General features: G+C 56.0%; 24 protein-coding genes and 1 pseudogene. 6 read left to right on the forward strand and 19 right to left on the reverse strand.

The annotated features are described in order from the left end of the window. Positions 1-36: 36 nt before the first annotated feature. Positions 37-1857 carry an SLC13 family permease gene (locus ACAM29_RS13085; protein WP_369624394.1) on the forward strand — a complete coding sequence of 607 codons (1821 nt, stop codon included), beginning with the start codon at positions 37-39 and terminating at the stop codon, positions 1855-1857. Positions 1858-1865: 8 nt separating this feature from the next. Here ACAM29_RS13085 and ACAM29_RS13090 read toward each other — a convergent pair whose 3' ends face one another. Further along, positions 1866-2696 carry a dienelactone hydrolase family protein gene (locus ACAM29_RS13090; protein WP_369624395.1) on the reverse strand — a complete coding sequence of 277 codons (831 nt, stop codon included), beginning with the start codon at positions 2694-2696 and terminating at the stop codon, positions 1866-1868. Positions 2697-2945: 249 nt separating this feature from the next. Here ACAM29_RS13090 and ACAM29_RS13095 point away from each other — a divergent pair, with 249 nt between their 5' ends. The 4 genes from ACAM29_RS13095 to ACAM29_RS13110 all read left to right on the forward strand — a co-directional run bounded on the left by ACAM29_RS13095 (position 2946) and on the right by ACAM29_RS13110 (position 6977). Then, the gene (locus ACAM29_RS13095; protein ID WP_369624396.1) at positions 2946-4046 is read left to right on the forward strand and encodes a polyamine ABC transporter substrate-binding protein; all 1101 of its coding nucleotides are present in this window, start codon (positions 2946-2948) and stop codon (positions 4044-4046) included. A gap of 74 nt (positions 4047-4120) precedes the next feature. After that, positions 4121-5260 carry an ABC transporter ATP-binding protein gene (locus tag ACAM29_RS13100; RefSeq protein WP_369624397.1) on the forward strand — a complete coding sequence of 380 codons (1140 nt, stop codon included), beginning with the start codon at positions 4121-4123 and terminating at the stop codon, positions 5258-5260. Beyond that, on the forward strand, positions 5257-6162 hold the full coding sequence (locus ACAM29_RS13105; RefSeq protein WP_369624398.1) for an ABC transporter permease subunit: 906 nt from the start codon (positions 5257-5259) through the stop codon (positions 6160-6162). The genes ACAM29_RS13100 and ACAM29_RS13105 overlap by 4 nt, the downstream gene beginning before the upstream one ends. After that, positions 6159-6977, forward strand: coding sequence for an ABC transporter permease subunit (locus tag ACAM29_RS13110; protein WP_091827920.1), 819 nt, complete (start codon positions 6159-6161; stop codon positions 6975-6977). Before ACAM29_RS13105 ends, ACAM29_RS13110 begins: the two co-directional genes overlap by 4 nt. A 72-nt stretch (positions 6978-7049) precedes the next feature. Here ACAM29_RS13110 and ilvN read toward each other — a convergent pair whose 3' ends face one another. After that, positions 7050-7541 (reverse strand): acetolactate synthase small subunit, encoded by a 492-nt coding sequence (ilvN, locus tag ACAM29_RS13115; RefSeq protein WP_091827921.1) that lies wholly within the window; start codon positions 7539-7541, stop codon positions 7050-7052. A 2-nt stretch (positions 7542-7543) separates the two neighbouring features. After that, complete coding sequence (locus ACAM29_RS13120; protein WP_369624399.1) at positions 7544-9265, reverse strand: acetolactate synthase 3 large subunit; 1722 nt, start codon at positions 9263-9265, stop codon at positions 7544-7546. A 407-nt stretch (positions 9266-9672) separates the two neighbouring features. On the opposite strand from ACAM29_RS13120, the gene ACAM29_RS13125 reads away from it, so the two are divergent. Next, complete coding sequence (locus ACAM29_RS13125) at positions 9673-9939, forward strand: hypothetical protein (protein WP_091827923.1); 267 nt, start codon at positions 9673-9675, stop codon at positions 9937-9939. A gap of 3 nt (positions 9940-9942) precedes the next feature. On the opposite strand, the gene ACAM29_RS13130 is transcribed toward ACAM29_RS13125, so the two are convergent. The 16 genes and pseudogenes from ACAM29_RS13130 to ACAM29_RS13205 form a co-directional block, all read right to left on the reverse strand. Next, positions 9943-10776: a 23S rRNA (adenine(2030)-N(6))-methyltransferase RlmJ gene (locus ACAM29_RS13130; protein WP_369624400.1), complete on the reverse strand. Its 834-nt coding sequence runs from the start codon at positions 10774-10776 to the stop codon at positions 9943-9945. A gap of 19 nt (positions 10777-10795) precedes the next feature. Beyond that, on the reverse strand, positions 10796-11482 hold the full coding sequence (locus tag ACAM29_RS13135; RefSeq protein ID WP_369624401.1) for a hypothetical protein: 687 nt from the start codon (positions 11480-11482) through the stop codon (positions 10796-10798). A 3-nt stretch (positions 11483-11485) separates the two neighbouring features. Further along, positions 11486-12295 (reverse strand): response regulator, encoded by an 810-nt coding sequence (locus ACAM29_RS13140; RefSeq protein ID WP_254775069.1) that lies wholly within the window; start codon positions 12293-12295, stop codon positions 11486-11488. A gap of 91 nt (positions 12296-12386) precedes the next feature. Continuing rightward, on the reverse strand, positions 12387-13106 hold the full coding sequence (locus ACAM29_RS13145) for an SIMPL domain-containing protein (RefSeq protein WP_091827926.1): 720 nt from the start codon (positions 13104-13106) through the stop codon (positions 12387-12389). A gap of 37 nt (positions 13107-13143) precedes the next feature. Next, entirely contained in the window at positions 13144-15333 is a 2190-nt protein-coding gene (locus ACAM29_RS13150) for an OsmC domain/YcaO domain-containing protein (RefSeq protein WP_369624402.1), read from the reverse strand. A 65-nt stretch (positions 15334-15398) separates the two neighbouring features. Beyond that, complete coding sequence (locus tag ACAM29_RS13155) at positions 15399-15770, reverse strand: barstar family protein (protein ID WP_369624403.1); 372 nt, start codon at positions 15768-15770, stop codon at positions 15399-15401. Continuing rightward, positions 15763-16149, reverse strand: a complete 387-nt coding sequence (locus tag ACAM29_RS13160) for a ribonuclease domain-containing protein (RefSeq protein WP_369624404.1) — start codon at positions 16147-16149, stop codon at positions 15763-15765. Before ACAM29_RS13160 ends, ACAM29_RS13155 begins: the two co-directional genes overlap by 8 nt. A 53-nt stretch (positions 16150-16202) precedes the next feature. After that, the gene (locus tag ACAM29_RS13165; protein ID WP_369624405.1) at positions 16203-17687 is read right to left on the reverse strand and encodes a helicase HerA-like domain-containing protein; all 1485 of its coding nucleotides are present in this window, start codon (positions 17685-17687) and stop codon (positions 16203-16205) included. A 13-nt stretch (positions 17688-17700) separates the two neighbouring features. Continuing rightward, positions 17701-17919, reverse strand: a complete 219-nt coding sequence (locus ACAM29_RS13170; protein ID WP_369624406.1) for a VF530 family DNA-binding protein — start codon at positions 17917-17919, stop codon at positions 17701-17703. A 369-nt stretch (positions 17920-18288) separates the two neighbouring features. Next, positions 18289-18513: an addiction module protein gene (locus ACAM29_RS13175; protein ID WP_369624407.1), complete on the reverse strand. Its 225-nt coding sequence runs from the start codon at positions 18511-18513 to the stop codon at positions 18289-18291. Positions 18514-18576: 63 nt separating this feature from the next. Further along, positions 18577-18768: a hypothetical protein gene (locus ACAM29_RS13180; RefSeq protein ID WP_369624408.1), complete on the reverse strand. Its 192-nt coding sequence runs from the start codon at positions 18766-18768 to the stop codon at positions 18577-18579. A gap of 152 nt (positions 18769-18920) precedes the next feature. Beyond that, complete coding sequence (locus ACAM29_RS13185; protein ID WP_369624409.1) at positions 18921-21629, reverse strand: DEAD/DEAH box helicase; 2709 nt, start codon at positions 21627-21629, stop codon at positions 18921-18923. A gap of 27 nt (positions 21630-21656) precedes the next feature. After that, a complete protein-coding gene (locus ACAM29_RS13190) occupies positions 21657-23171 on the reverse strand; it encodes a site-specific DNA-methyltransferase (RefSeq protein ID WP_369624410.1) in 1515 nt (504 codons plus the stop codon). 502 nt (positions 23172-23673) lie between these two features. Next, positions 23674-23916, reverse strand: a complete 243-nt coding sequence (locus ACAM29_RS13195; protein WP_369624411.1) for an EexN family lipoprotein — start codon at positions 23914-23916, stop codon at positions 23674-23676. 284 nt (positions 23917-24200) lie between these two features. After that, a pseudogene (locus tag ACAM29_RS13200) lies at positions 24201-24311 on the reverse strand (IS5/IS1182 family transposase); the annotation flags it as partial. A 357-nt stretch (positions 24312-24668) separates the two neighbouring features. Next, positions 24669-24887 carry a VF530 family DNA-binding protein gene (locus ACAM29_RS13205; protein WP_369624412.1) on the reverse strand — a complete coding sequence of 73 codons (219 nt, stop codon included), beginning with the start codon at positions 24885-24887 and terminating at the stop codon, positions 24669-24671. Positions 24888-24891 lie beyond the last annotated feature (4 nt).

Here is a 24891-nt window from a genome sequence, read left to right on the forward strand (position 1 = left end):
CACTGCCGGCTGAACTTTCAAAGAGGGCCCCGCTCCATGACACCCGACATGCTGTTTGTGTTTGCCACCCTCGGCATTACCATCGCCCTGTTTGTCAGCGATCGTATGCGCATGGATCTGGTTGCACTGATGGTTGTGGTTACGCTGGCACTGTCCGGCATTATCACGCCTGCGGAAGCAGTAGCCGGCTTCGGTGAGCCGGTGGTGATCATGATCGCCGCCCTGTTTGTGGTCGGTGAAGCGCTGTTTCGCACCGGCATCGCCGCTGCCGCAGGCAACTGGCTGCTGCGCATGGGCGGCAGCAGCGAAACCCGACTTCTGCTATTCCTGTTACCTGTGGTGGCGCTGCTGTCCGCATTCATGAGTTCCACTGGTGCCGTTGCACTGTTGATTCCTGTGGTACTGAGCATGGCACGCCGCTCCGGCATGCAACCCTCACAGTTGATGATGCCGCTGGCCTTTGCCGCTCTTATTGGTGGCATGCTGACACTGATCGGTACTCCACCCAATATCATCGTCAGCAGCCAGATGCGCAGCGCAGGCCTTGAGCCGTTTGGCTTCTTTGACTTTACCCCATTGGGGCTGGCGATTCTGATTGCAGGCATGGGCTATCTGATTCTGGTGGCCCGCAAGCTGCTGCCCGAACGAGCACAGCAACTGGCGGAAAACACCGCACCGGGCGTCGCCGCCATCAGCGGCCGTTATGCCCTGAGTCGTCAGCTACACAAGCTGATGATCACGCCCGGCAGCCCATTGGCGCAGAAAACACCGGCCGAAGCGGCACTGCGCACCGAATATGATGTCACCGTGATCGCCATTTCCCGCAGTGGCGGGCTACTCTCCAGTTTAGTGCCGGTACTGAGCAACACCCGCATGCAGTATCAGGATCAGTTAATCGTATATGCCGACGAAGCACGGCTGGAACACCTGTGCGAAACACTGAAGTTGAAGCGGATGGGCTTCCCTGCGCGGGAGATAAGTCAGCTGGAACGTCAGTTCGGTATGGCCGAAGTACTGCTGCCCCCTGAGTCACCGCTGTGTGATCGTTCAATAAAGGAAGGACATTTTCGCGAGCGCTATGGGCTGAGCGTGCTGGGTATCCGCCGAGACCAGGCCGCCATGGATACAAGCTTTACCGAAACTCGGCTTACACCCGGCGACACCCTACTGCTGGCCGGCAGCTGGGAACAGATCCGCAGCCTGCAGGGTTCGCGCGAGCTGGTGGTATTGCAGACACCTGCCGAGCTGGAAGAGATTCCCACCCACGGCAGCCGTGGGCCGGTTGCTCTGATTATTCTGCTGGCAATGCTGGTGTGTATGACCACGGGCTGGTTGGACAACCTGTCCGCCATTCTGCTGGCAGCGCTGGCGATGATCCTCACCGGTTGCGTATCACTGCAGGAGTCTTACCGCTCTCTCAACGCCACCAGTCTGATTTTGATCGCTGGCATGCTGCCGCTGGCACTGGCGATGGAACGCAGCGGCGCCCTGGCCTGGGTAGTTGAACACCTCGTCAGTCTGGTCGGCGACAGCAGCCCGCTGGTTCTCTGTGCCAGCCTTTTCATGCTGACCTCCTTGCTGAGTCAGTTCATCTCCAATACTGCCACTACGGTCCTGCTGGCACCCATCGCCATCACCACCGCCCAGCTGACCGGCGTCAACCCAGAACCGGTGATGATGACCGTGGCTATTGCAGCCTCGACCGCATTCGCCACCCCCATCGCGTCACCGGTCAACACCCTGGTACTGGCCCCCGGCAACTACCGCTTTGCCGACTTCGCCCGGGTGGGTATTCCGTTGCAGCTGTTGGCACTGGCAATCACGTTGATACTGACGCCAATGCTGTTTCCGTTCTGATAGCAGCGCTAACCAAGCTGTCGATACAGGAAACTGACCGAACGCGACCATGCCAAGGCTGCATCATCGGCGTCATAACGGGCGCCGGTAGGGTTGGCGAAGGCATGGTCCGCCACATACCAGTAAACGTTCAGCTTATCGGCTTTGCCGGCTTCGGCCATGGCCCGCTCGAAGCCGCCCACCATCGCCTCGTCGATACTCTTGTCCAACGTTCCAAAATGACCCAGCACCGGCCCTCGCAGGCGTGACAGCTGTTTTGGGGTACGGGTGACATTGCCGTAATAGATGATGGTCGCGTCGACCGGGGTTTCCATGGACGCATTGAGCGACCAGCCGCCGCCAAAACACCATCCCATGGTAGCGACCTTGCCATTACAGCCCTGGTGCCGCCGCAGCCAGTCAATCCAGCCTGTCAGTGTGTCTGTTGCCTCTTCTTCATTGACCGCCTGCATCAGTGCCATTGCATCCTCACGGGTATCAGCCACACCGCCTTTATAAAGATCCACCGCCAACGCCATAAAGCCTAAATTGGAAAGCTCAGCCGCCACCGCTTTGATTTGGTCATTCAGCCCCCACCATTCGTGAATCAGCACCACCGCAGGAAAAGGCCCATCCCCCTCGGGCATGGCCAGGTGTGCCTGCACCTTGTCCCCGCCTCCCAGTGCCAGCTGCACTGACCGAGTCCGGTTGCCCGCTGCTTGCGCCAGCAACGGATCCGCCAGCACCACTGCCAATGGCAATGCCAGCATGCCCTTGAGAAAATTGCGCCGTTCTTCACCGGTTGCCTGCGGCAGCGGCTTGTCCGAATGCGTATTTCCACACCCCTTGATATCACACATGCCCGTTCTCCTTGTCCTTCTGTGGTGTGTCTCACTATAGACCACACTCGTCTTCAGTCAGCTGTACGCGATCAACTGATAAAACTGATCAGGCTCAACCGCCCTGTTTAACCGCAGTTGCAAAAAAATACTTTTTTTTGCCAGTCTTTTGTTCCATATTCACGCTTTGAATCCGTCCGCTGCATTCGCTGCCGGACACACCGTGAGGCTCTCTTGAGCCTCCACCATTCACAGCGTTGCCGGAGACCCATGGCGATGAAAAAAGTGTTCAAGCAACTCGGAAAACTGCTCCCTGGTATGTTGCTGGCGGGAGCCGCATCAGCGCAGGAACTCAACGTATACAACTGGTCTGACTATATCGCTGAAGACACACTGGCGCGGTTCGAGCAGGAGACCGGAATCAAGGTCGTCTATGACGTTTACGATTCCAACGAGGTGCTTGAAGCCAAACTGCTGGCAGGTCGCAGCGGCTATGATCTGGCGTTCCCGACAGCACGCCCTTTTGCCGACCGTCACATCAAGGCCGGCCTTTACCAGAAACTGGACAAAGATAAGCTGACCAATCTGGATAACCTGGATCCGGTCATCATGAAATCACTGGCCGACATCGACCCGGATAACCAACATCTGGTGCCTTATATGTGGGGCACCACCGGCATTGGCTACAACGTAAAGAAGGTGCGTGAAATTCTGGGAGACGACATGCCGCTGGATACCTGGCGCCTGGTGTTTGATCCGGAAATCGTAGCCAAACTGGCCGGCTGTGGCGTGACGCTGATGGACGATGCGACCGAAGTATTTGTCGCGGCACGTGCCTATCTGGGCGAGGATACCACCGACTTCAGCAAGGCTGCACTGGAAAAGGCGGCTGAAACCGTCATGGCCGTACGTCCGAATATTCGTTACTTCCACAGCTCGCAGTACATCAACGACCTGGCAAATGGCGATATCTGTGTAGCCCACGGCTACTCCGGTGACATTCTGCAGGCCCGTGACCGTGCGGCCGAAGCCGGCAACGGGGTTGAAGTGGCCTATGCTGTACCCTCCGAAGGCGCTGTGGTCTGGACCGATGTGATGGTGATTCCGGCGGATGCACCGCACCCGGAAGCCGCGCACCAGTTCATCAACTTCCTGCTACAGCCGGACGTCATCGCACCGATCACAAACTATGTGGCCTACGCCAACGCCAATGCGGCGGCTACCGAGCTGATCGACGAAGAGATCCGCAACGATGCCGGCATCTATCCGCCGCAGGAAACGCGTGAAAATCTGATCGTGCTGAAAACGCCGACAGAACGCCAGATTCGCGACATGAACCGTAGCTGGACCCGAGTCAAAACCGGCCGCTGAACCCAGTCGATCACCTGAACCTGAGATGCCCCTGAAATCAGGGGCATCTTTTTTATCGGGAGTACCCACCACTGATGGCAACACTGCGCCAGTTCAAACCCGAAGAGCCCTGGCAGGCCCCCGAAGGGGAGCCTCTGGTTCGAATCGAAAACCTCACCAAACGCTTCGGCTCATTCTATGCGGTCGACGATGTCAGCCTGCACATTCATCAGGGTGAGTTCTTTTCTCTGCTTGGCCCCTCAGGCTGCGGCAAAACCACCCTGCTGCGCATGCTGGCCGGCTTCGAGACCCCGACCAGCGGTCGCATTTTCATCGACGGTCAGGATGTCACCGATGTGCCTCCATACGAGCGACCGGTGAACATGATGTTCCAGTCCTACGCCCTGTTTCCGCACATGACCGTGGCAGACAACATCGCCTTCGGCCTGAAGCAGGAAGGCATGCCCAAGACCGAGCGTCAGGCTCGCGTCGCCGAAATGCTTGCACTGGTTCAGATCGAGAAGCTGGCTCAACGCAAACCGCATCAGCTCTCCGGCGGCCAACGCCAACGTGTGGCGCTGGCCCGCGCATTGGCCAAACACCCGAAGATTCTGCTGCTGGACGAGCCGCTTGGGGCGCTGGACAAGAAGCTGCGTGAGCAAACCCAGTTTGAGTTGGTCAACATTCAGGAACGCCTCGGCATCACCTTTATCGTGGTGACCCACGATCAGGAAGAGGCGATGACCATGTCCTCGCGCATCGCGCTGTTGCATGAAGGGCGCACAGAACAGGTCGACCCGCCTCGACGTCTGTATGAGTTTCCGTCCACCCGTTATGTCGCCAGCTTCATTGGGTCGGTCAATCTGTTTGACGGTTACGTGGTGCAACAGGACGACGATCAGGTGATTGTGCAGTGTGACGAGGCCGACTCTCAGCTGTTGGTACGCCACAGTCAGCCACTGGTACCTGGAATGGCCGTGACGGTCGCGCTGCGTCCTGAAAAAGTTCGAGTCCTGAGTCAGCTGGATGCCGATGCGCCCAACCAACTGCGTGGAGTCATCAAAGAGATCGCCTATCTGGGCGACGTATCGATCTACCATGTGGAGCTGGCTGGCGGTAAGCGAGTGCAGTTCACCCAGTCCAACGTGCAGGCACTGGCCGAGCAGCCACTGACCTGGGACGAAGAGGTACTGCTGGGCTGGTCGGCCAACAGCTGCGGGGTGCTGACGGAATGAAGCTGAAACGGCACTTGCCACCGGCGCGCAACCTGATCATCGCCATCCCCTGGTTCTGGCTGGCGCTGTTCTTCCTGTTGCCGTTCCTTTTCGTACTCAAGATCAGCCTGTCCGAGCCGGTATTGGCACAGCCTCCCTATCTGGACCTGATCCGCGAAATCGAAGACGGGCTTGTGACCATCATGGTCAATTTCGGCAACTATCAGCTGCTGCTGGAAGATTCACTCTATCTGAGCGCCCTGCTGGGCTCGCTCAAAATAGCCGCAATCTCCACTGTCTGCTGCCTGTTGATCGGCTATCCCATGGCCTATGCCATCGCGCGTTCGCCGGCGCATTGGCGTCTGCCGCTGTTGATGCTGATCATTCTGCCGTTCTGGACCTCGTTCCTGATTCGCATCTATGCCTGGATCGGTATCCTCAAGGGCAACGGGCTGCTCAATAACTTCCTGCTCTGGACCGGCCTGATCGATACCCCGCTTGAGATCATGCACACACCGTTCGCGGTCTATATCGGCGTCGTCTATAACTACCTGCCGTTCGTAGTGTTGCCGCTCTATGCCACCCTGATCCGGCTGGACCTGACCCTGCTCGAAGCGGCCGCCGATCTGGGCTGCCGCCCCTGGAAGCAGTTTCTGCTGATCACCCTGCCGCTGTCACTGCCGGGCGTACTGGCCGGTGCCATGCTGGTGTTCATTCCGGTGATGGGCGAGTTCGTGATTCCCGACCTGCTGGGCGGGCCGGACACCCTGATGCTGGGCAAGCTGATGTGGACCGAATTCTTCAACAACAAGGACTGGCCACTGGCGTCTTCGCTGGCGGCACTGCTGCTGGTGGCGTTGATTGTGCCCTTTGTGCTGCTGCGCCACTTTGAGCGCAGAGCCGCCGAGGAGGGTGCCACATGAAACAACGCATGCCACTGCTGATTACCATTCTGCTGCTGGGCTATGCCTTTCTGTACGGCCCGATCATCAGCCTGATCGTGTATTCATTCAATGAAAGTCGGCTGGTCACGGTATGGGGCGGCTTCAGCACCAAATGGTACGGCGAACTGCTGCAGAATACCCAGCTGCTCAGCGCCGCCTGGCTCAGTGTCCGTATTGCTGCCCTGACCGCTACAATAGCAGTAGTGCTGGGCACACTGGCGGCATTGGCACTGGTGCGATTCCGTCGCTTTCGCGGCAGGGGCTCGCTGGAGGTGATGGTAACCGCGCCACTGGTGATGCCAGAGGTGATTATCGGCCTTTCGCTGCTGCTGCTGTTCGTGGCGATGGAAAGCGTGATCGGCTGGCCGGCCGGACGCGGCATGACCACCATCGTGATCGCCCACACCACCTTCGCGATGGCCTATGTCACCGTGGTGGTGCAAAGCCGACTGGCACATATGGACCTGTCGCTGGAAGAAGCGGCGCTGGATCTGGGAGCCCGCCCGCTGAAGGTATTTTTCAGCATCACCCTGCCGATCATCGCTCCCTCGCTGATCGCTGGCTGGCTACTGGCATTCACGCTGTCTTTGGATGATCTGGTGGTGGCCAGCTTCGTTTCCGGTCCCGGTGCCACCACCCTGCCGATGGTGGTCTACTCCAGCGTACGCCTCGGCGTCAGTCCTGAAATCAATGCGCTGGCAACGATCATTGTTGGGCTGGTCAGCATCGCGGTGTTGATTACCGGCGTGTTGCTGTGGCGGCAGGACCGACGCAACCGCCTCGACGCCCACTGAGTTGACAGCGGGCAACAAAAAACCGCTGGTCGTCTGCACGGCCAGCGGTTTTTTTTGTGACGCCGATAGCTTTTAAAGGCTCAGGACTTTCTCGCCACGCGCAATACCACACACACCCGAGCGCACCACTTCCATAATGGAAGCGCTGCCCAGCGCATTGATGAAGGCATCCAGTTTGTCGGATGCGCCCACCAGCTGCACGGTGTAGGTCGTCGGGGTCACATCGATGATCTGACCACGGAAGATGTCGCAGGTCCGCTTGATCTCGGCGCGCATCTGGCCGCTGGCCTTGAGTTTGATCATCATCACTTCGCGCTCGATGTGATCACCCTCGGACAGATCCACCACCTTGACCACGTCAATCAGCTTGTTCAGCTGTTTGGTGATCTGCTCCACCACACGATCGTTGCCAATGGTGGTCACGGTCAGACGTGACAGGGTGGAGTCTTCGGTCGGTGCGACCGTCAGCGACTCGATGTTGTAGTTACGCTGGGAGAACAGCCCTACCACGCGCGACAGGGCACCCGGCTCGTTTTCCATCAGGACTGAAATGATATGGCGCATGCTCAGGTCCTCTCTGTCTTGGTCAGCCACATGTCACGCATGGAACCGCGCGGTACCTGCATCGGATATACGTGCTCGAACGGATCGACCGCGATATCCATGAAGACCAGACGATCCTTCAGCGCGAAGGCCTCGCGCATGGCGCCTTCCAGGTCGGAGTATTTCTCGACCTTCATGCCCACATGACCGTAGGCTTCAACCAGCTTGACGAAATCCGGCAGCGACTGCATGTAGGACTGGGAGTGACGGGACTCATAGTTCATGTCCTGCCACTGGCGCACCATGCCCAGCGACTGATTGTTGAGGCACAGAATCTTCACCGGCAGATCATACTGGTTGCAGGTGGAGAGCTCCTGAATGTTCATCTGGATGCTGCCTTCGCCGGTGACGCATACAACGTCATCATCCGGGAAGTTCATTTTCACACCCATGGCCGCCGGCAAACCGAAGCCCATGGTGCCGAGGCCACCGGAGTTGATCCAGCGGTTTGGCTTGTTGAACTTGTAGTACTGCGCCGCAAACATCTGGTGCTGGCCCACGTCAGAAGTTACGAAGGCGTTGCCATTGGTCACCTGGCTCAGCATTTCGATAACCTGTTGCGGTTTCATCAATGCAGAGTCATCAGTGCGGTAACGACCGCCGTGACGCTGGCGCCACTCGTCGACCTGCTGCCACCAAGCGTGCAGTGCATCCTGATCCGGCTGTTTCTTGCTGCCCTTGACCAGCTGCACCATCTCTTCCAGTACCACTTTGGCCGGACCCACGATGGGGACATCCGCCTGGATGGTTTTGGAAATGGAGGCCGGATCAATATCAATATGCACGATCTTGGCAGTCGGACAGAACTTGTCACAGGCGTTGGTTACGCGGTCATCAAAGCGAGCGCCCACAGCCAGAATCAGGTCAGCATGGTGCATCGCCATGTTGGCTTCGTAGCTGCCATGCATCCCCAGCATACCGATGAACTGACGATCGGTACCCGGATAACCGCCCAGCCCCATCAGGGTGTTGGTTACCGGGAAGTTCAGCAGTTTGGCCAGCTCGGTCAGCTCGGCACTGGCGTCACCCATGATGACACCACCACCGGTATAGATCACCGGACGCTTGGCCGCCAGCAGCATGTCGGTTGCCTTCTTGATCTGACCGCTGTGACCACGGGTGATCGGGCTGTACGAACGCATCTTGACGTGTTTCGGAAACTCGTACGGGTAGCGCTCGGTCGGCGTGGTCATGTCTTTGGGCAGGTCAATTACCACCGGACCGGGACGGCCGCTCTCGGCAATATGGAACGCCTTGCGCACGATCGCCGGGATGTCTTCCGGACGCTGGACGCTGAAGTTGTGTTTCACGATGGGACGGGAGATACCGAGCATGTCGGTCTCCTGGAAGGCGTCTTCACCGATCAGATGACTCATCACCTGGCCGGTGATCACCACCATCGGGATGGAGTCCATGAACGCGGTCGCGATACCGGTCACGGCATTGGTTGCACCCGGACCGGATGTCACCAGCGCGACACCGGCTTTACCGGTTGCACGCGCATAAGCATCCGCCATGTGAGTTGCAGCCTGCTCATGGCGCACCAGAATGTGCTGTACATCTTCCTGCTGGAACAGAGCGTCGTACACATGCAGCAACGACCCGCCCGGATAACCATAGATGTACTGAACACCCTCGTCTTTGAGGGCGCGTACCACCATTTCTGCGCCTGAAAGTAATTCCACTGTTGTACCCTCTACTCAGCGCCGGCCACCTGCCGACGAACTAACAGTTTCAGCGTTTCTGCAACGAGAACATGACCCGGCCGCGGAGCAATCGTATCGCCGGCCGCGCCCTGCCCGCAGGCATCATTGGATCATGTTCGGTGCTGGTCAGATGAGGATCTCTTATCTGACAGACCTGTTCTGAGACTTAAGCCGGGTTCGCTTAATAACCCCTTGTGACGTCGGGATTTCCTGTATGCCACAAGTCAAGAAAATAGCCTGACATTCTCGCACCTTGACAAGCTGCGATCAACCGCCTACGACCATTGAACGACGCCGATACTGTACAGGACAGCCCTCTGGGCGTTGTCGGGCATTAGCGTTATAGTAGGCGCATGTCCACGTTCTACATGCCGGAGAGCAAAACAATGAGCATTGCCGAGATCAAAAACAAGGAGCGCGTGATCAACGAGCTGCTGCGTTTTATCCGCAAGGTGCTGGTCGAGCCTGATATCAGCGAGAAAGCGCTGGAGATCGCTCGCAAGCATTTCAATGACAAGAACGCCGGCGTGTTGATCGCCGAAGAGCTGTCATCCACCACAAACGTCAAGATTCCGTTGGAACAGAGCGATGCCGACCGCCTGTTTCTGGAGCTGCTGATCGACGTGGTGCGTGACGAGAAAGCGCTGTACTGAGCCTTACTCAGGCACCAGCCATTCCACGCGCCAGCGCCCTTCCCCCTGCTGCAGCGTTGCCTGCAGCCAGGGTGAAACCTGCCCAAGTGTGGCATCCAGCTGCCAGGGCGGGTTGATCACCAGCATACCGCTGCCATACATGCCCCGTTCGCCCTCTGCTGCAGCAATTTCAAGCTCGGAACAGAGAATGTTGCGAATCCCGCTCGCCGCCAGTTCTGACTTCATCTTTTGCCACAGCCCTGCCGGCAGTAACGGATACCAGATGGCAAAGCAGCCATTGGGCCAACGCTTGATCGCCTTGCTGACAAAACGCACCAGCTGCTGGTATTCCTGCTTCACCTCGTAGGCCGGGTCGATCAACACCACCCCTCGGTTGGGTTTCGGCGGCAACAGCGACAGCACCCCTTCATAGCCGTCACGATGATGTACCGCCACTCGGCCATCCTGACGGAATACCTGCTTCAGCGCTTCAGCCTCGGCCGGGTGCAGCTCCATTACACTGATCTGATCGGCATCACGCGCCATCTGGGCCGCGATCAGCGGAGAGCCGGGGTAATATTGCAACGCCTTCCCGTTTACGGCTTCGACCTGTTCAAGGTAGGGCTGCACCGCTTCGGGAACCGACTGACGCCACAGGCGGGCAATACCCTGCTGGAATTCGCCGGTCTTGGCCGCCTGATCACCGTGCAGATCATACTGCGCACGCCCGCCATGGGTTTCCAGATAACTCCAGGGTTTGGCCTTGCGGTTCAACGCCTGCAACAGCAGAACCAGTGTCAGGTGTTTGTGAACATCGGCAAAATTGCCGGCATGAAAGCCGTGCTGGTAGCTAAGCATGGTGTGTCCTGAAATGGGATCAAAGCGGGTCGGGCCGGATCTGCGGAACCCGAAGATGACGGAACTGGTGCTTCAACAGACTGGCGATCTGCTGCAGCGACTCGCGGTCGCGACTGTACAGCACGGTATCACCAGACTCGGCATAGGGCCCCAGCGCACCGGGCAGGCCGGAGCCAAGCTGATACAGGGAGCCGTTGGTTTGGCCACTGCACTCGAACTGCCCCGGTTGTGATGCATACACCCAGCTGCGCCCCTGCCAGCGTGGCGGCTGGTCCGCGCCGGTGTTGAAGCAGATCCGCGCCCGCTTCAGTACCAGTGCATAACCGGTTTCGTTACGATGCTGCAGCTCGAACAGGTTCATTACACTGCCCTGCGCCACACTCACGGCCACAAAACCCCAATGCCCCTGCGGGTGACTGAACAGCGCCAGCATCCGTTGCGGGTCAGAGGTGTCAGCGGCATAACGAGCCTGATACTGCTGCGACAGCAGCAGCGGAGCCGAAATGCGGTAATAGGGGCCGCTCAGATAGTGCTGCACCAGCGCCTGCCCCAGCTGTACCTCGGCACGGCTGTCATACACGGGCACGATCGACAGTGGCAATGGGGAGACACCCGGCTCCTGTTGCCTTGGCTCAGACACCGGGGGTGGCGGGGCGGCACAACCGCCCAGCAACAGGGCCAACAGGAATGCAACTCGCAGTTTCATGACTTAACGCACACTGGCAATGTATTTGGACAGATGCGCCAGTTTGTCCGGGTCATCGTCCATAAAAAATACGTTCACGTCCACATAGGCCGCATCCAGCTTCTGTTCCGTGGCCTGTATCGAGGTGATGAAGCCATTGATACGCGCTACGCTGTCGCCTGACAGCTGTTCGATATCCACGACCACCTGTTCCAGTACCTGCGGGAACGCACCTTCATTCTTGATCACAACCTTCACTTCACGCAGGTTGAGATCCTTGATGGCGCAGCGGAAGGTCTGTTCGCTGTTGCGCAGCTGCGCCAGCCCCTTGGGCTTGGAGCGCATCTTGGCAGGCGCCGAAGCCTCGGCAGGTGTAGCCTTTTTATCTGCCTCAAGCATGGCCGCCGCACGCGCCTGCTGCTCAGGGCTCAGCTGCTGACGCTTATCCAGCGCCTTGACCATCTTCTGCACCAGCTGCTCACGGGTAAAGGGCTTGCCCAGATAGTCGTTCACGCCTGCCTGAATGGCCTTGAGCACATATTCACGCTCGCCACGGCTGGTCACCATCAAAAACGGCGTCTGTTTGTAATCGTCCTGCGACCGGGTCCACTGCAGCACCTCAAGCCCGCTCATCTCGGGCATTTCCCAGTCACACAAAATCAGATCAAAACGCTTCTGCTGCATGGCCCGAGTGGCTTCGGTACCGTTTTCCACTGCCATCACGCTGAAGTCGGGAAAGGCTTCCCGCACCATGGAGGTCACGCGCTCGCGGATGAAGCGAGCATCATCGACCACCAGAATATTGAGTTTGCTCATCGAACGCTGTGTTTCCATCAATGCTGCTGTCAGCCGACACTGTCCCACAAAGCGGCCCGGGACTGAAGCCCCGGACGCCGGGCTGGATCAAAAACAGCTGTTTAAAGGCTTAATCGGACAAGTAATACTCGACCGTGGACACCACCCGTACCTGCTTGATGTGCGGATTGTTTCGGTCACGCTCACTGATGCTGAACTGACCCTGAGAGGCACGTCGGATCTTGCCCAACCGGCTTTGTGAGTCGGCCGCGAACTTCTGCGCCACTTCACGTGCATTACGGGTCGCCTCTTCGATCATCTCCGGCTTGACCTCATTGAGGCGTGTGAAGATGTACTCGGTCTGTGACTGATAATCACCTCCGGTCAATACGATGCCGCGCTTGCCCAGCTCGGGCAGCTCATTCATCACAGCCCGCACACCTTCGATATTCTCCGAATAGACCGTAACCATACGGCTGGCCACATAGCGGAACTCGGCACGGTTGTCGCCGCCATACTGCTGCGCCGAACGGTCGGTAATCACCGGCGGCGCATAGCTGATCTCGTCCGGCTGGATGCCATTTTCTGTCAGGAAATCACGAATCTGTGCCGCATTCACCTCCAGATCAGTGTACAGCGAGTCCAGATCATTACTGGCCACGGCAAAGGGGATCGGCCAGATTACGATATCGGCCTGATATTCTCGCTCCGACAGCCCTTTTACCGTCACCGTGCGATCAAGCTGTTTATGATCCAGCGCCGCCTTGCCCAGCAGGCCACCCAGCGCTGACAGCCCAAGCAGAAGAAACACGCCCAGAATCAACGCCGATGAACGATTTGTTGTCAGCATTCCTTACCTCCACAGATCTGATGAAACCGACCGCCCCTCAAGACAAACCGGCCTTTGCTGCACGCGCGGCGTGCAATTTCTTGTAACTGTCGATCAGACGCAGGTGTCTGTCCAGTCCTTCCAATTTCATACTGGTGGGCGTCAGGCCATGGAAACGTACCTCGCCCATGACAGAGCCGACCACGGCCTGCATCCGTTCTGCGCCGAACATGCGGGACAGGTTGGGCAGAAAATGGGCCAGCTCCAGTTCATCATCCAGTACCACTTCCAGCACCGCCTGCACGGCACGGTAGAACAGGCCACGTTCAACGGTATTGTCGTTGTACTGCAGGAACTGCTCCACCAGCTCCAGTGCCTCTTCATGGCGTTCAAGCGCCAGCATGATCAGCAGCCGCAGCTCCAAAATGGTGAGCTGACCCCAGACGGTATTTTCGTCAAACTCCACCCCGATCAAGGTCCGAATGTCGGTGTAGACGTCGAGCTGGCTCTCGTCCAGCCGCTCGGCCAGATCCGCCAGTTCATCATCACTCAAGCGGTGCAGGTTGAGAATCTCTTCACGGTAGTCCAGCGCCTTGTTGGTGTTATCCCACACCAGATCGTCCACCGGATAGACCTCGGAGTAGCCCGGCACCAGAATGCGGCAGACCGGCGCGCCCAGGTCTTCATACACCGCCATGTACACTTCCCTTCCCATCTCGGCCAGAATGCCGAACAGAGTATCGGCTTCGTCCTGGTTACTGCCAGAGAAGTTCCAGTGGCTGAAGTCATAGTCCGACTTCACACTGAAAAAGCGCCAGGAGATTACGCCAGAAGAGTCGATGAAGTGCTCGACAAAGTTGTTCGGCTCAGTCACGGCCAAACTGTTGAAGGTGGGCGGCTGGAAGTCATTCAAGCCTTCGAAGCTGCGGCCCTGCAGCAGCTCGGTCAGGCTGCGCTCCAGTGCCACATGGAAACTGGGGTGGGCACCAAACGAAGCAAACACGCCACCGGTGCGCGGGTTCATCAGGGTCACGCACATCACCGGGAACTGGCCGCCAAGGGAGGCATCCTTCACCAGCACCGGGAAACCCTGCTCTTCCAGTGCACGAATGCCTTCCAGAATGCCGGGGTACTGCTCAAGCACTTCAAGCGGCACATCCGGCAGCGCCAGCTCCTGCTCGATGATCTCTCGCTTCACCGCACGCTCGAAAATCTCTGACAAGCACTGCACCTGTGCCTCCACCAACGTATTGCCGGCGCTCATGCCATTGCTGAGGTAGAGGTTCTCGATCAGGTTGGAGGGGAAGTACACCGTCTCGCCATCGGACTGACGCACAAACGGCAGCGCACAGATGCCACGGTCTACACGGCCTGAGTTGGTATCGATCAGGTTGGAGCCGAACAGCTCGCCATCCGGGTTGTAAATATCCAGGCAGTAATCGTCCAGAATGCCCTCGGGCAATGCGTCATCCGGCCCGGGCTGGAACCAGCACTCGTTGGGGTAGTGCACAAACGCGCTATCGGCGATCTCTTCGCCAAAGAACTGGTCGTTATAGAAGAAGTTGCAGTTGAGTCGCTCAATGAACTCACCCAGCGCCGATGCCAGCGCGCTCTCCTTGGTGGCACCCTTGCCGTTGGTGAAGCACATGGGGGACGCCGCATCACGAATATGCAGCGACCAGACATGGGGCACGATGTTGCGCCAGGAGGCGATCTCGATCTTCATGCCCAGATCCGCCAGAATTTGCGTCATGTTGGCGATGGTCTGCTCCAGCGGCAGATCCTTGCCCTCGATCCAGGTGGCACCTTCGCCTTCGGGCTTGGCCAGCAGCAACGCCTGCGCGTCTTCATCCAGGTTATCCACAACCTCGATTTCAAACGTGGGGCCGGTCTGCACCACCTTCTTCACGGTACAACGGTCGATGGAGCGCAGAATGCCCTGCCGATCCTTGTCGGAAATATCCTCCGGCAGCTCCACCTGAATTTTGAAGATCTGGTTGTAGCGGTCTTCAGGATCAACAATGTTGTTCTGTGACAGGCGGATATTCTCGGTGGAAATATCACGCGCGTTGCAGTACACCTTGACGAAATAGGCCGCACACAGCGCCGAGGATGCCAGGAAATAGTCAAACGGACCGGGCGCCGAGCCATCCCCCTTGTAACGGATCGGCTGATCGGCGATCACCGTGAAGTCGTCGAATTTGGCTTCAAGCCGGAGATTGTCGAGATAGTTGACCTTGATTTCCATGAGCGGGGTACCGGATGGGTGAATGCTTAACTTGAGCCGTATTATCCGGTTTTAAGCCACGATAGTCAGGTTTTATGTTTGAATGTTGCCGCAGGCTGATGGATCAGCACCTGTAACGTCAGCCCTTGCGCATCGGCGTAGGCACACAGATCCGTCATCAGTTGAACCCACACCGCCAGCTCCTGCTCATTCACCTTGGTGTCACGACCAATTGAAAACCGCCACACGGTTTCAGCCTCCAATTGGTCGACATGATCCAGCAGCACATCATAGGCGGCATCCCAGTTCTCACCGAAGTAATCCGGAAACTGAAACGCAGCTTTGAGGCGGTGCAGGATTGAAGCCTTGTTCAGGCAACCATTTTCATCCAGCGGGATGGCCTGCGGGTCGGGCTGGGCATTGTGCTGCCAGACAATAGGAGAATGCTTTTCAGTCATTCTGGTGCCCCTGAATACGCCGGAAGGAACGATAGTGATCTTCCGTGTAATAGAACACTTCAGGAGGGTTTCCGCCCGTTACCACCCGGCGTGGCCCACGGTGTGACAACCCGGGTGTATCAACGGTGAATTCCCGGTAATAGCCCCTTGGCTTGATCGGCAATAATCGTTCGCGGTTCTCGAAGGTAATACCGTCACGCTGATAGGGATAAGGGCCGTTCTGGCGAATCCGCTCAAGCGTGTTGTACAGCTCCTGCTCTTGCGCAGAAAGATGAGACTGCCCGGTCGCGGGGGCACTGCCCAGCAGTCCATCAAGGTGACCACCCTGTAACTGGAACAGGCCAAATACGACAGCCAGTGCGAGCAGGATTTTTTTCATGGCATCACTCCCTGAGCCCACTACCACTGGTCGCGGGCCTGCTAATCTGTCCGTTAACGTCCCTTGCCACCCAGCAGTCCGCCCAGCAAACCGCGCAGGATCTTGCGGCCCAACTGACTCCCGACCGTACGTGCCGCCTGCTTGGCCATGGTTTCAACAAGTCCCTGACGCCGTTTGTTGCCCCAGAGGAGGTCGCTGACCACCCCCTTGGACTCAGATGCTTCAGCCTGTTCCGGCTTGGCTGTCTCCTTAACCGCTGAGCTTTCAGCCGCACGCTGGGCCAGAATTTCATAGGCCGACTCACGATTGACCGGCGTGTCATATTTATGCGCGACCGGACTGCGTGCCAGTACGGCTGCATGTTCTTCCGCGGTGAGGGCACCCATGCGACAGCGCGGTGGACAGATGAGTGTGCGCTCGACCGGTATGGGCACACCACCCTCTTGTAAGGTGGAAACAAGCGCCTCGCCTATGGCCAGCTGTGAAATTACCTCCGCCACGTTCAGCCCAGGGTTGGCCACAAAGGTTTCGGCAGCGGTTTTCACCGCTTTCTGATCACGCGGTGTGTAGGCTCGCAATGCATGCTGAATGCGGTTGCCCAGCTGACCCAGAATCTCGTTCGGTATGTCATCAGGCGATTGTGAACAGAAATAGATGCCGACGCCCTTGGAGCGAATCATCCGCACCACCTGTTCCACCTTCTGCCGCAGCGCCGCCGGCGCGTCATCAAACAGCAGGTGAGACTCATCAAAGAAGAACACCATCTTGGGCCGCTCCAGATCCCCCACCTCGGGCAGGTTTTCGAACAGCTCTGACAGCAGCCACAACAGGAAGGTGGAATACAGGCGCGGCTTCAACATGAGCCGGTTCGCCATAAGGATGCTGATCACGCCGCGGCCGCTCATATCCGTGCGCATCAGATCCATGATCTCAAGCGCCGGTTCCCCCAAGAAAGCGGTACCGCCCTCGCGCTCCAGTGACAGCAGGCTGCGCTGGATGGCGGCAATGGACTGGGCACTGACCAGCCCGTATTGAGCCGAAATGTCCTTGCGATTGTCTGCCACAAAGCCCAGCAGAGCGCGCAGATCGTCAAGGTCGAGCAGCAACAGGCCCTGATCATCGGCCAGCTTGAAGGCCACCTCAAGGATACCGGTCTGGGTATCATTCAGCTCAAGGATGCGGCTCAGCAGTGTGGGCCCGATCTCGCTGATGGTGGTACGCACCGGGTGCCCGGCCTGGCCGTACAGATCCCAGAACAGCACCGGGCTCGCCTCAGTGGAAAACCCTTCCATGCCGATTTTGGCGGCACGTTGCATCAGCCTGTCGCTGGACTGACCGGCCATGGCAAGGCCCGACACATCGCCTTTCACATCCGCCATGAACACCGGCACGCCCATGCGTGAAAAGCCTTCGGCCAGCATCATCAGCGATACCGTTTTACCGGTACCGGTGGCCCCCGCAATCAAGCCATGTCGGTTGCCGTAATGGCCCAGCAACCGTACCGGTTGCTCACCCTTGCCGATCAGTATGGTGTTCATGTGATATCCGCCTTCAGCAGAACGTATTGATATACAAGGCTTCCACCTTGTCCCGTGCCCATTGCGTGCGACGCAGAAACTTGAGCGACGACTTGATGGACGGCTCGTTACAGAAGCAATTCACCCGAACCTCGTCATACAACCCTTCCCAGCCATAATGCTCGACCAGGCGCGTCAGGATCTTTTCAAGGGTCAGGCCGTGCAGTGGGTTGTTGGGCTGTGTTTGGATCATGGATGGTACGACCAAAGGGAACACCTTTTTCTTTGCCTGTGACACTCTAATGACTGAACCAATATTGATATGTAGCCAGTTAGGCCCTGCCAAGCCAGTATTGTGGACGCCTACGGTCATGGGCAACAGCCAAAACCTGAAAGCCTTCTACTTTCTGGCGGTATATGATGGACAACGGAAATCGGTGAAGGGGCGCTCGACGAATATCTGGCTCCAACTCGATCTGCCACCCCTTAGGGGACGTGCCGATCAATATTGCCAGGGCCTCAAACTCCTCTATCAAGGCTCCACCCAACCCTAAGACCTTCGATTCATAGTAACCGACCGACTCCAGGAACTCGGCTTCCGCTGCCGGGTGAAAGCAATACTTCATTTGATCAGCGCTCGGGCCTTTCTCATAACTTCATCACTCGGTACCGCCTGCACGGAACCATCATCAAGCTCTTCTGCCCTACGGTGAGCTTCATGTAGCCAGTCTGCCCGCAGCTCTTCCTCAGAAGGCGCGTCCAAGCTCAATACCAGCCGGTGAATCAGTCGGGCTTTCTTCTCTTTTGGAAGATGCAGAGCCTCATCTTCAATTTGCTGGAAGTTCATGGATAAAACCTCTCGTTCATACGCTGATCATTCTGGCACGGAAAGGTGCACTCTGCTACGAAGTTAGTTCTCTTCAAGCCCTAGCAGCGGCTCCAGCGCCTTCGCATGCTTGCAGTTTTGGTGCAGCGGGTTAGCGATTAACTCACCCATGACGCCCTTAAACCAAGGGGACTTGAGTACTATAGCCAAAATCGCAAGCGGGATCAGATACCAGAGTGTGCTCAATACTTGGATGATAATCGGGGTAAAGTCCATTTTATTTACCCGTTGTTCGAGGTTTGAACAGTGTCCGGATTACAGTGTTGATTATTGAACCCACCATCAAAATCAGTCCGAAAAAGGCGAACACCATGAGCACGAAAGCCACAACGATGATGAAGGTGGTCATACACTACCCCTAAACGTGATTACGCATTGATCAGCGCCTGAATCTGCTGGCGTACATCGCGCCCCTGCTTATCCTGCAGCACCGCCATGATAAACAGGCAGCGGCCTCCGCTGGACTCGGCCCACAGCTGCCCGACAGCCCTTTTCTCGACGGAGTCATCGTTGGTCACGTAGGCATCGCCCTTGTATTCGACCACCAGCATTCGACCGTCCGTAAGCTCCACCACGAAATCGGGATAGAAACGCCCATCCGCAAGCGGTAGCCAAAAAGATGCATGATCACGGCGTACCAGGTTTCTGATCCAGTATTTCACCTGCGGCAGACTATCAATCGCCTTGGCGCACTCGAACTCTTCCCCCGTGGACTTCATATCTTCAATTTGTGGGTAGTAATGCTTTTGGAAGCGATATTTACCCTGATAATACGGCGGGCGCGCCGGGTAATGGGCGGGACTGAATTCGTATTGAAAGTCGGCCGTTGTGGATACGGCTGCGCCACTGCCGAACAGCGTATCCTGATAGCCCTTCCTGCGCGCCTCTTTACGGTAGGTATTGATCAAGGCCTTAAGGGTTTTAACCAACGGATATTTGTTACGCACCAGCGCAGTCATGGACAGGTTGTGTTGTTGCTGCAGGTCTTTCACAGACTGTGACAAAAACTTGATCATTTGCAACTGCATGATGTCCGGCTGACGCAGTTCCCTATCCAGCCAGCGAATCAGATCTTGCTCGGTAACATCGATAAAGGCTTCGTTGAGATCATAGGTTGCTCCCGGCTCGGCGGTATGAAAGCGAACTTTTTTATCTTCAATATCGATTGCAAAGCTGGTGTTCTGTTCATCAGTTTTAAAGCAAAGATGCTCGACAGTGTAGTGGTCCATCAGGCTCCACTGCCCTGCATCCAGCAGCATTTCAGGCTCTACCAGTTCCAGCTCACCCTGAATGTGGGCACAGAGTTGAGGCAATGGCCCAAAGCGTTCGCCTCGTTCTGCCGGTGACTTCATCGCCGCAATGCTTTGGTTGTGGATTCTGAGATCTCGCTCGATGATTGCCCGCTCTTTGGGCTTGGTTTTCGACGTTGTCAGTGCCCGGGCCAAAGGCTCGGATACCTCCCCGGTAACTTTCACCAGGATAGTATCCCCGTCCTGGGTAGCCGAAATCTTGCGCTTGTCGTCTTCATCCACTTGTTCAAGGTCCGGCATCACATCCAACTCCAGCACAATGGAATGATCCGTACGCGGAGGTGGTGGTGGCGGGGCTTCAGAGGAGCCACTATCACCGCCAAATAGATCACCCTGCCCTTGTGTAGCCGGTTGATGGCGCAGGAAAGCGGCGACTTCCATCTCTTCGAAGCCCATTGCGACCAACTTGTCGGTAAGCTGTGAGGCAACCTTCGAAAATGAAGGTGTCGCCAAATGCGCATAGGCACGATTCAGGTCTTCGATGACCCGACGCCGGGCATACGGCATCCGCAGCACACGCCCCAGTAGTTGCTCGGCGTCCTTGCTGGAGCTGACCTGTTTGACTGAGCAGAATACGTAAGCGAAAGAGCAGTCCCAGCCTTCCTTCAACGCCTCAATAGTGATGATGTACTCGATTTTGCAATCGGACCGGAACAGATCAATACCATCCAGCTCCCGCTGCGTACCGGTAGCAATCGCGATTTTTTCAGAGTCGATCTTCAGGTCATTTTCAAGATATGACTTGAGTACATCGACGGTCACAGCGCCGTTTTTCGGTTCGGCCTGCAGTAACACGATAGGACGGATATAATCATTCGGTTCTTTGCGTGCATCCTTTGCCAAACGTTCACGGTTCAAAGCTGCATCCCTCACCGCCGCCTGCCAGTCCGTGTGCTCGGTCAGCATGATCGGCAGCTTGATCATCTCTTCGGCTTTCAGCTCTGCTGCCGAAACGTGATACAGCACGTTGCTGCCGTTCGTCGTCGAGGTATTGGGGGTGGCCGTGAATTCGATAACCGCAGCGGGATAGACTCTTTTCAGTGTTTCAAAGGTCAGGGAGGTGCGAGCATTATGGGCCTCGTCCACAATCACGACCGGTCGATGTAGAGCCAACAGATTGGCAAAAGAGCATTTAACCTTGCCCAACTCTTTGCGGGTCAGGCCGTTCTCGTGCAGGTCCGATTCGCCAACCTTCTCAAGACGCGCCCAGGCAGGATGCACAGCACCGAGTTTGGCAAAGTGCGGTTCAAAATTTTCATGGTAGGCATACACCTTGCGCCCGGCTGTATCGTTCACCCGCAAGTTGGCCAACGTGGACACCACAACGATCGCTTTGCCACCAACATCCTGCGGGCGGATTTGGGTGACTTCGTCGATATCGAGCACCAAAACCTGCTGATTGAACGCCTGATCCAGCTTTTCCCGATAGGGATGGCCGGGGGTTTTCAGCGCATCAACGGTTTGCTGGCGAATGGTTGTGCTGGGCACCAGCCACAACGCGATGGGAAACGCCTCTTCCAGATAATCCTTGGCAGCAGTCGCAACAGCATGCGAAGCCATCACAGTTTTACCGCCCCCGGTCGGGATGCGAAAACATACATAGGGAACCTGCTCAAAGCCGTAGTCACGGTAGGCCAACGGCGGCATACTCTGTGACTTGATCGCCTTGGCATAAGCCGAGACTACATCGCCGGTTGACTTGGCATTGGTCAGGAAGTCGCTCAGAGTTTCAATGGCGCGCGTCTGGTAGCCTTTTAAGCTGAACATGGGTGACATCTCTCCTTGAACGGGCTGTTACAGTGCACGCACATCATAGGGTATCTGCTTGAACGTAATCTGTTGCTGTTTCAGACGCTCGGGGCCAAGGCGAGTCGTTTCACCATAAATCACTTTGGGACCATCATGCGGCGGCAGCAGTTCAAGCACCTTGGACGTCAGCACGTTACCGCCTTGAGGCCGCCGATCGCCCAATATGCCGTTATACAGCAGATAGTAGGCAACGCCGTTGTGCAGACCCAACAGGGGGGATTTTTCTGCCGGGGGTTTGGGTGAGCGCGTCTCTGCAAACCAGATATGAGCAGCCAGTGCGTCGAAGCGCACTTCCGGGTTGATATAGCCGTAACTGTCAAAAACCGTCTGACCAAGCTTGTAAAAACGGAAACCGCCACCTCCCTGCCAATCAACCGACTTGGAGATACCACCTTGCTCGCCTTCTACCACCTTTACCAAACGGGGTTGGCAATGAGTGACCGCGTGTTCGCCCAACTCGATACCGATATAGCGGCGTTTCATTTTATGGGCCACGGCGACTGTGGTGGCTGAACCAAGGAAGGAGTCGAGAACAAGATCGCCTTCGATGGTTGCGATTTGAAGAATTCGCTGCATTAAGCGCTCAGGCTTCGGCGTACCAAAAACACTATCTCTCAAAAGCGCTACGGCTTCTTTTTTGGCTTCTTGCGTGTGGCCTACCTCTTCGTACATCCAAAGAGTTTGTGGAACACGGCCCTGCTTTACCTCTGAGAGGAACCGCTTAATAGCGGGCGTATTATTACCGTCCTTACCCCACCAAATTCGGTTATCCGCATCAAGAATACTTAACTTATCTTTTGATACCCTCCAATACATGCCACTTGGTGGGCCATCTATAACTCGCCCTGATGGACAAGTAATTGAATAAGTACCTTCACCATAATAATTTCTGGCAGAAAGATCGCCAGCCTTCCAGAGCCCTCTAGGGTCATCGTCAGGATTTTTATAAGCTTTATTTTGCTTTTCTGTTCTGGGTAGAAGGTTGGGTTTCCAGCGCTCTGAATCCTTCGCGTATACGATTACGTAATCGTGGTCATCAGAAAAGTGCTTTGCTGAATTTTTTGGGGAGTAGATTTTCTGCCATATATTCGATGCTATAAAATTCTTCCGCCCAAAAATCTCATCCATCACCACCTTCAGGTAGTGAGCTTCATTGTCATCAATCGACACCCAAATACTGCCATCTTCCGCCAACAGTTCACGCAGCAGTTCCAAACGAGGATAGATCAACGACAGCCACTGACTGTGCTCAAGATTGTCATCGTAATGTTCGAACGCGCTTTTGGTGTTGTAGGGCGGGTCGATATAAATGCACTTCACCTTGCCCGCATAGAACGGCAGCAATGCCTTGAGCGCTTCGAGGTTATCGCCCTGAATCACCAGGTTTTCGCTGTCCTGATCACCGTACGAGAGTTCTGGCACAGGCTCCAGCAAACGGTAGGCGCATTGCGCAGCGGTTCTGACGGCTTGGTCTTTATTGAGCCACTGTAGCAGGGGCATGCAATCGTTCCTTTATCGTAACAGCCAAAGCGCCATGCCTTTTCACCCCATGGGAAGCGCTTAGCACGCTTGGCAATATTGTGTTGGGGTGCAGCGGGCATGGCCATTGTCCGGCCGAGAAAAAACAGCCCTCCACGCTGTTCAAATAAACAGCGTGGAGGGCATTATTGACTGCCATCATAAGCATAAACATACAGTTTTCAAAACATTGCTTTGGCACTCAGCCATCTTGCTGGACTAAGGGATGGACTACAGCTCACCCCGATGTGCATAGGTAACGATCATAGCCCATCACCTGTTAAAGTATTTTATTGGCACCAAGGCAAGCAGCCCAGTGAACAAAAGCAACCCGCAGGCGAATATTCCCCTTTTTATTACTCCATCCCTGATGAGTCCTTGTTTTACCTCTGTTATAAACAAGTTTTTCAGAAATCTTTAAAATTTAAGAATCAAGCAAAAACAATATAATTGGAGTGAATGCAATATCATCTCCGCAAGACTTCTAGTTGATGCTTGGAGCATCTTTCAGTTTAGGGTTAAAAATTATCGCGGTGTGTGCCTTTTGAGCGTTAATACAATTCGGGGTCTCGCGTAGCTCTCCGGGATTGTTCTTGCACTCGGCCAATTTTTCAGTCCGCTCTTTCTCATGCGTTTTGTAGTACTCAACATCATAAGTCGGTTCATCGTTGCATCCAGTAAGCATTAGAGCTACCACAAGCGGGGCTGCTTTGACATATTTATTCATAGCGATCTCCTTTACGGAACTTTAAAAGTTTTTCCAATTAGAATTGACACAAATGTATATTTGCTAGACAAAAGTTTGTCTCAGCGGATAGCGCCATCAATGGAAGCCGAGAAGGAATCAGAAGAAAATGTAATGCTGTTTGATCATCTCAAGTACTCCTTCACTACATGCTGAACGCCACCGTACCTTCAACCAACCAGCACGGTACTCCCTGTCATCCTATGACCAATACTATAACCACCCCAGTTTCGACTGCAACCGCCTTTTCAGGCAGTACACACGGATTAACTCTGCGCTCTCAACATCTGGTCCACCCGCACAACGTTGGCCTGCGCGAATAGCATCGCCAGCTTGCCATCATTTTTCTTCAGGCCAGGGTAACGGACTTTTACAAAGCAGGGCTAATGGTGCTTTAGCTCATCTCGTCTCTCAGTACCACTGATACCCGGCGCCCGCAAAGATGAATGCTTATTCACCATACAGCAGTTGATCAGCCTGATTAAGGTCATGCTCCATCGTGTGCAGCGGGTATTATCTCACGCAGCGGATTTAGCTAGTCTCCCTAGCTATAACCCATAGATTTGTGGAAATTCTACAGTCTTTTCTGAACAAAGAAGGGGCTACTGTGCGCCTGACACCCAGCTGGACTACCAAGGCAGTAAATATGGCGTACTCATACTCCACCATGTCAGCAGTACTGCGCCGGTTGCTCACCCTTGCCGATCAGTATGGTGTTCATGTGATATCCGCCTTCAGCAGAACGTATTGATATACAAGGCTTCCATCTTGTCCCGTGCCCATTGCGTGCGGCGCAGAAACTTGAGCGACGACTTGATGGACGGCTCGTTACAGAAGCAATTCACCCGAACCTCGTCATACAACCCCTCCCAGCCATAATGCTCGACCAGGCGCGTCAGGATCTTTTCAAGGGTCAGGCCGTGCAGTGGATTGTTGGGCTGTGTTTGGCTCATCGGT

This window comes from Marinobacterium sp. BA1, assembly GCF_041155135.1.
In the GTDB taxonomy this organism is placed as follows: domain Bacteria; phylum Pseudomonadota; class Gammaproteobacteria; order Pseudomonadales; family Balneatricaceae; genus Marinobacterium; species Marinobacterium iners.

Coding starts and splice junctions, on each gene's coding strand:
- ACAM29_RS13085 (WP_369624394.1), top strand. CDS start 37: ATGACACCCGACATGCTGTTTGTGTTTGCCACCCTCGGCATTACCATC.
- ACAM29_RS13090 (WP_369624395.1), bottom strand. CDS start 2,696: ATGTGTGATATCAAGGGGTGTGGAAATACGCATTCGGACAAGCCGCTG.
- ACAM29_RS13095 (WP_369624396.1), top strand. CDS start 2,946: ATGGCGATGAAAAAAGTGTTCAAGCAACTCGGAAAACTGCTCCCTGGT.
- ACAM29_RS13100 (WP_369624397.1), top strand. CDS start 4,121: ATGGCAACACTGCGCCAGTTCAAACCCGAAGAGCCCTGGCAGGCCCCC.
- ACAM29_RS13105 (WP_369624398.1), top strand. CDS start 5,257: ATGAAGCTGAAACGGCACTTGCCACCGGCGCGCAACCTGATCATCGCC.
- ACAM29_RS13110 (WP_091827920.1), top strand. CDS start 6,159: ATGAAACAACGCATGCCACTGCTGATTACCATTCTGCTGCTGGGCTAT.
- ilvN (WP_091827921.1), bottom strand. CDS start 7,541: ATGCGCCATATCATTTCAGTCCTGATGGAAAACGAGCCGGGTGCCCTG.
- ACAM29_RS13125 (WP_091827923.1), top strand. CDS start 9,673: ATGAGCATTGCCGAGATCAAAAACAAGGAGCGCGTGATCAACGAGCTG.
- ACAM29_RS13130 (WP_369624400.1), bottom strand. CDS start 10,776: ATGCTTAGCTACCAGCACGGCTTTCATGCCGGCAATTTTGCCGATGTT.
- ACAM29_RS13135 (WP_369624401.1), bottom strand. CDS start 11,482: ATGAAACTGCGAGTTGCATTCCTGTTGGCCCTGTTGCTGGGCGGTTGT.
- ACAM29_RS13140 (WP_254775069.1), bottom strand. CDS start 12,295: ATGGAAACACAGCGTTCGATGAGCAAACTCAATATTCTGGTGGTCGAT.
- ACAM29_RS13145 (WP_091827926.1), bottom strand. CDS start 13,106: ATGCTGACAACAAATCGTTCATCGGCGTTGATTCTGGGCGTGTTTCTT.
- ACAM29_RS13150 (WP_369624402.1), bottom strand. CDS start 15,333: ATGGAAATCAAGGTCAACTATCTCGACAATCTCCGGCTTGAAGCCAAA.
- ACAM29_RS13155 (WP_369624403.1), bottom strand. CDS start 15,770: ATGACTGAAAAGCATTCTCCTATTGTCTGGCAGCACAATGCCCAGCCC.
- ACAM29_RS13160 (WP_369624404.1), bottom strand. CDS start 16,149: ATGAAAAAAATCCTGCTCGCACTGGCTGTCGTATTTGGCCTGTTCCAG.
- ACAM29_RS13165 (WP_369624405.1), bottom strand. CDS start 17,687: ATGAACACCATACTGATCGGCAAGGGTGAGCAACCGGTACGGTTGCTG.
- ACAM29_RS13170 (WP_369624406.1), bottom strand. CDS start 17,919: ATGATCCAAACACAGCCCAACAACCCACTGCACGGCCTGACCCTTGAA.
- ACAM29_RS13175 (WP_369624407.1), bottom strand. CDS start 18,513: ATGAACTTCCAGCAAATTGAAGATGAGGCTCTGCATCTTCCAAAAGAG.
- ACAM29_RS13180 (WP_369624408.1), bottom strand. CDS start 18,768: ATGGACTTTACCCCGATTATCATCCAAGTATTGAGCACACTCTGGTAT.
- ACAM29_RS13185 (WP_369624409.1), bottom strand. CDS start 21,629: ATGTTCAGCTTAAAAGGCTACCAGACGCGCGCCATTGAAACTCTGAGC.
- ACAM29_RS13190 (WP_369624410.1), bottom strand. CDS start 23,171: ATGCCCCTGCTACAGTGGCTCAATAAAGACCAAGCCGTCAGAACCGCT.
- ACAM29_RS13195 (WP_369624411.1), bottom strand. CDS start 23,916: ATGAATAAATATGTCAAAGCAGCCCCGCTTGTGGTAGCTCTAATGCTT.
- ACAM29_RS13205 (WP_369624412.1), bottom strand. CDS start 24,887: ATGAGCCAAACACAGCCCAACAATCCACTGCACGGCCTGACCCTTGAA.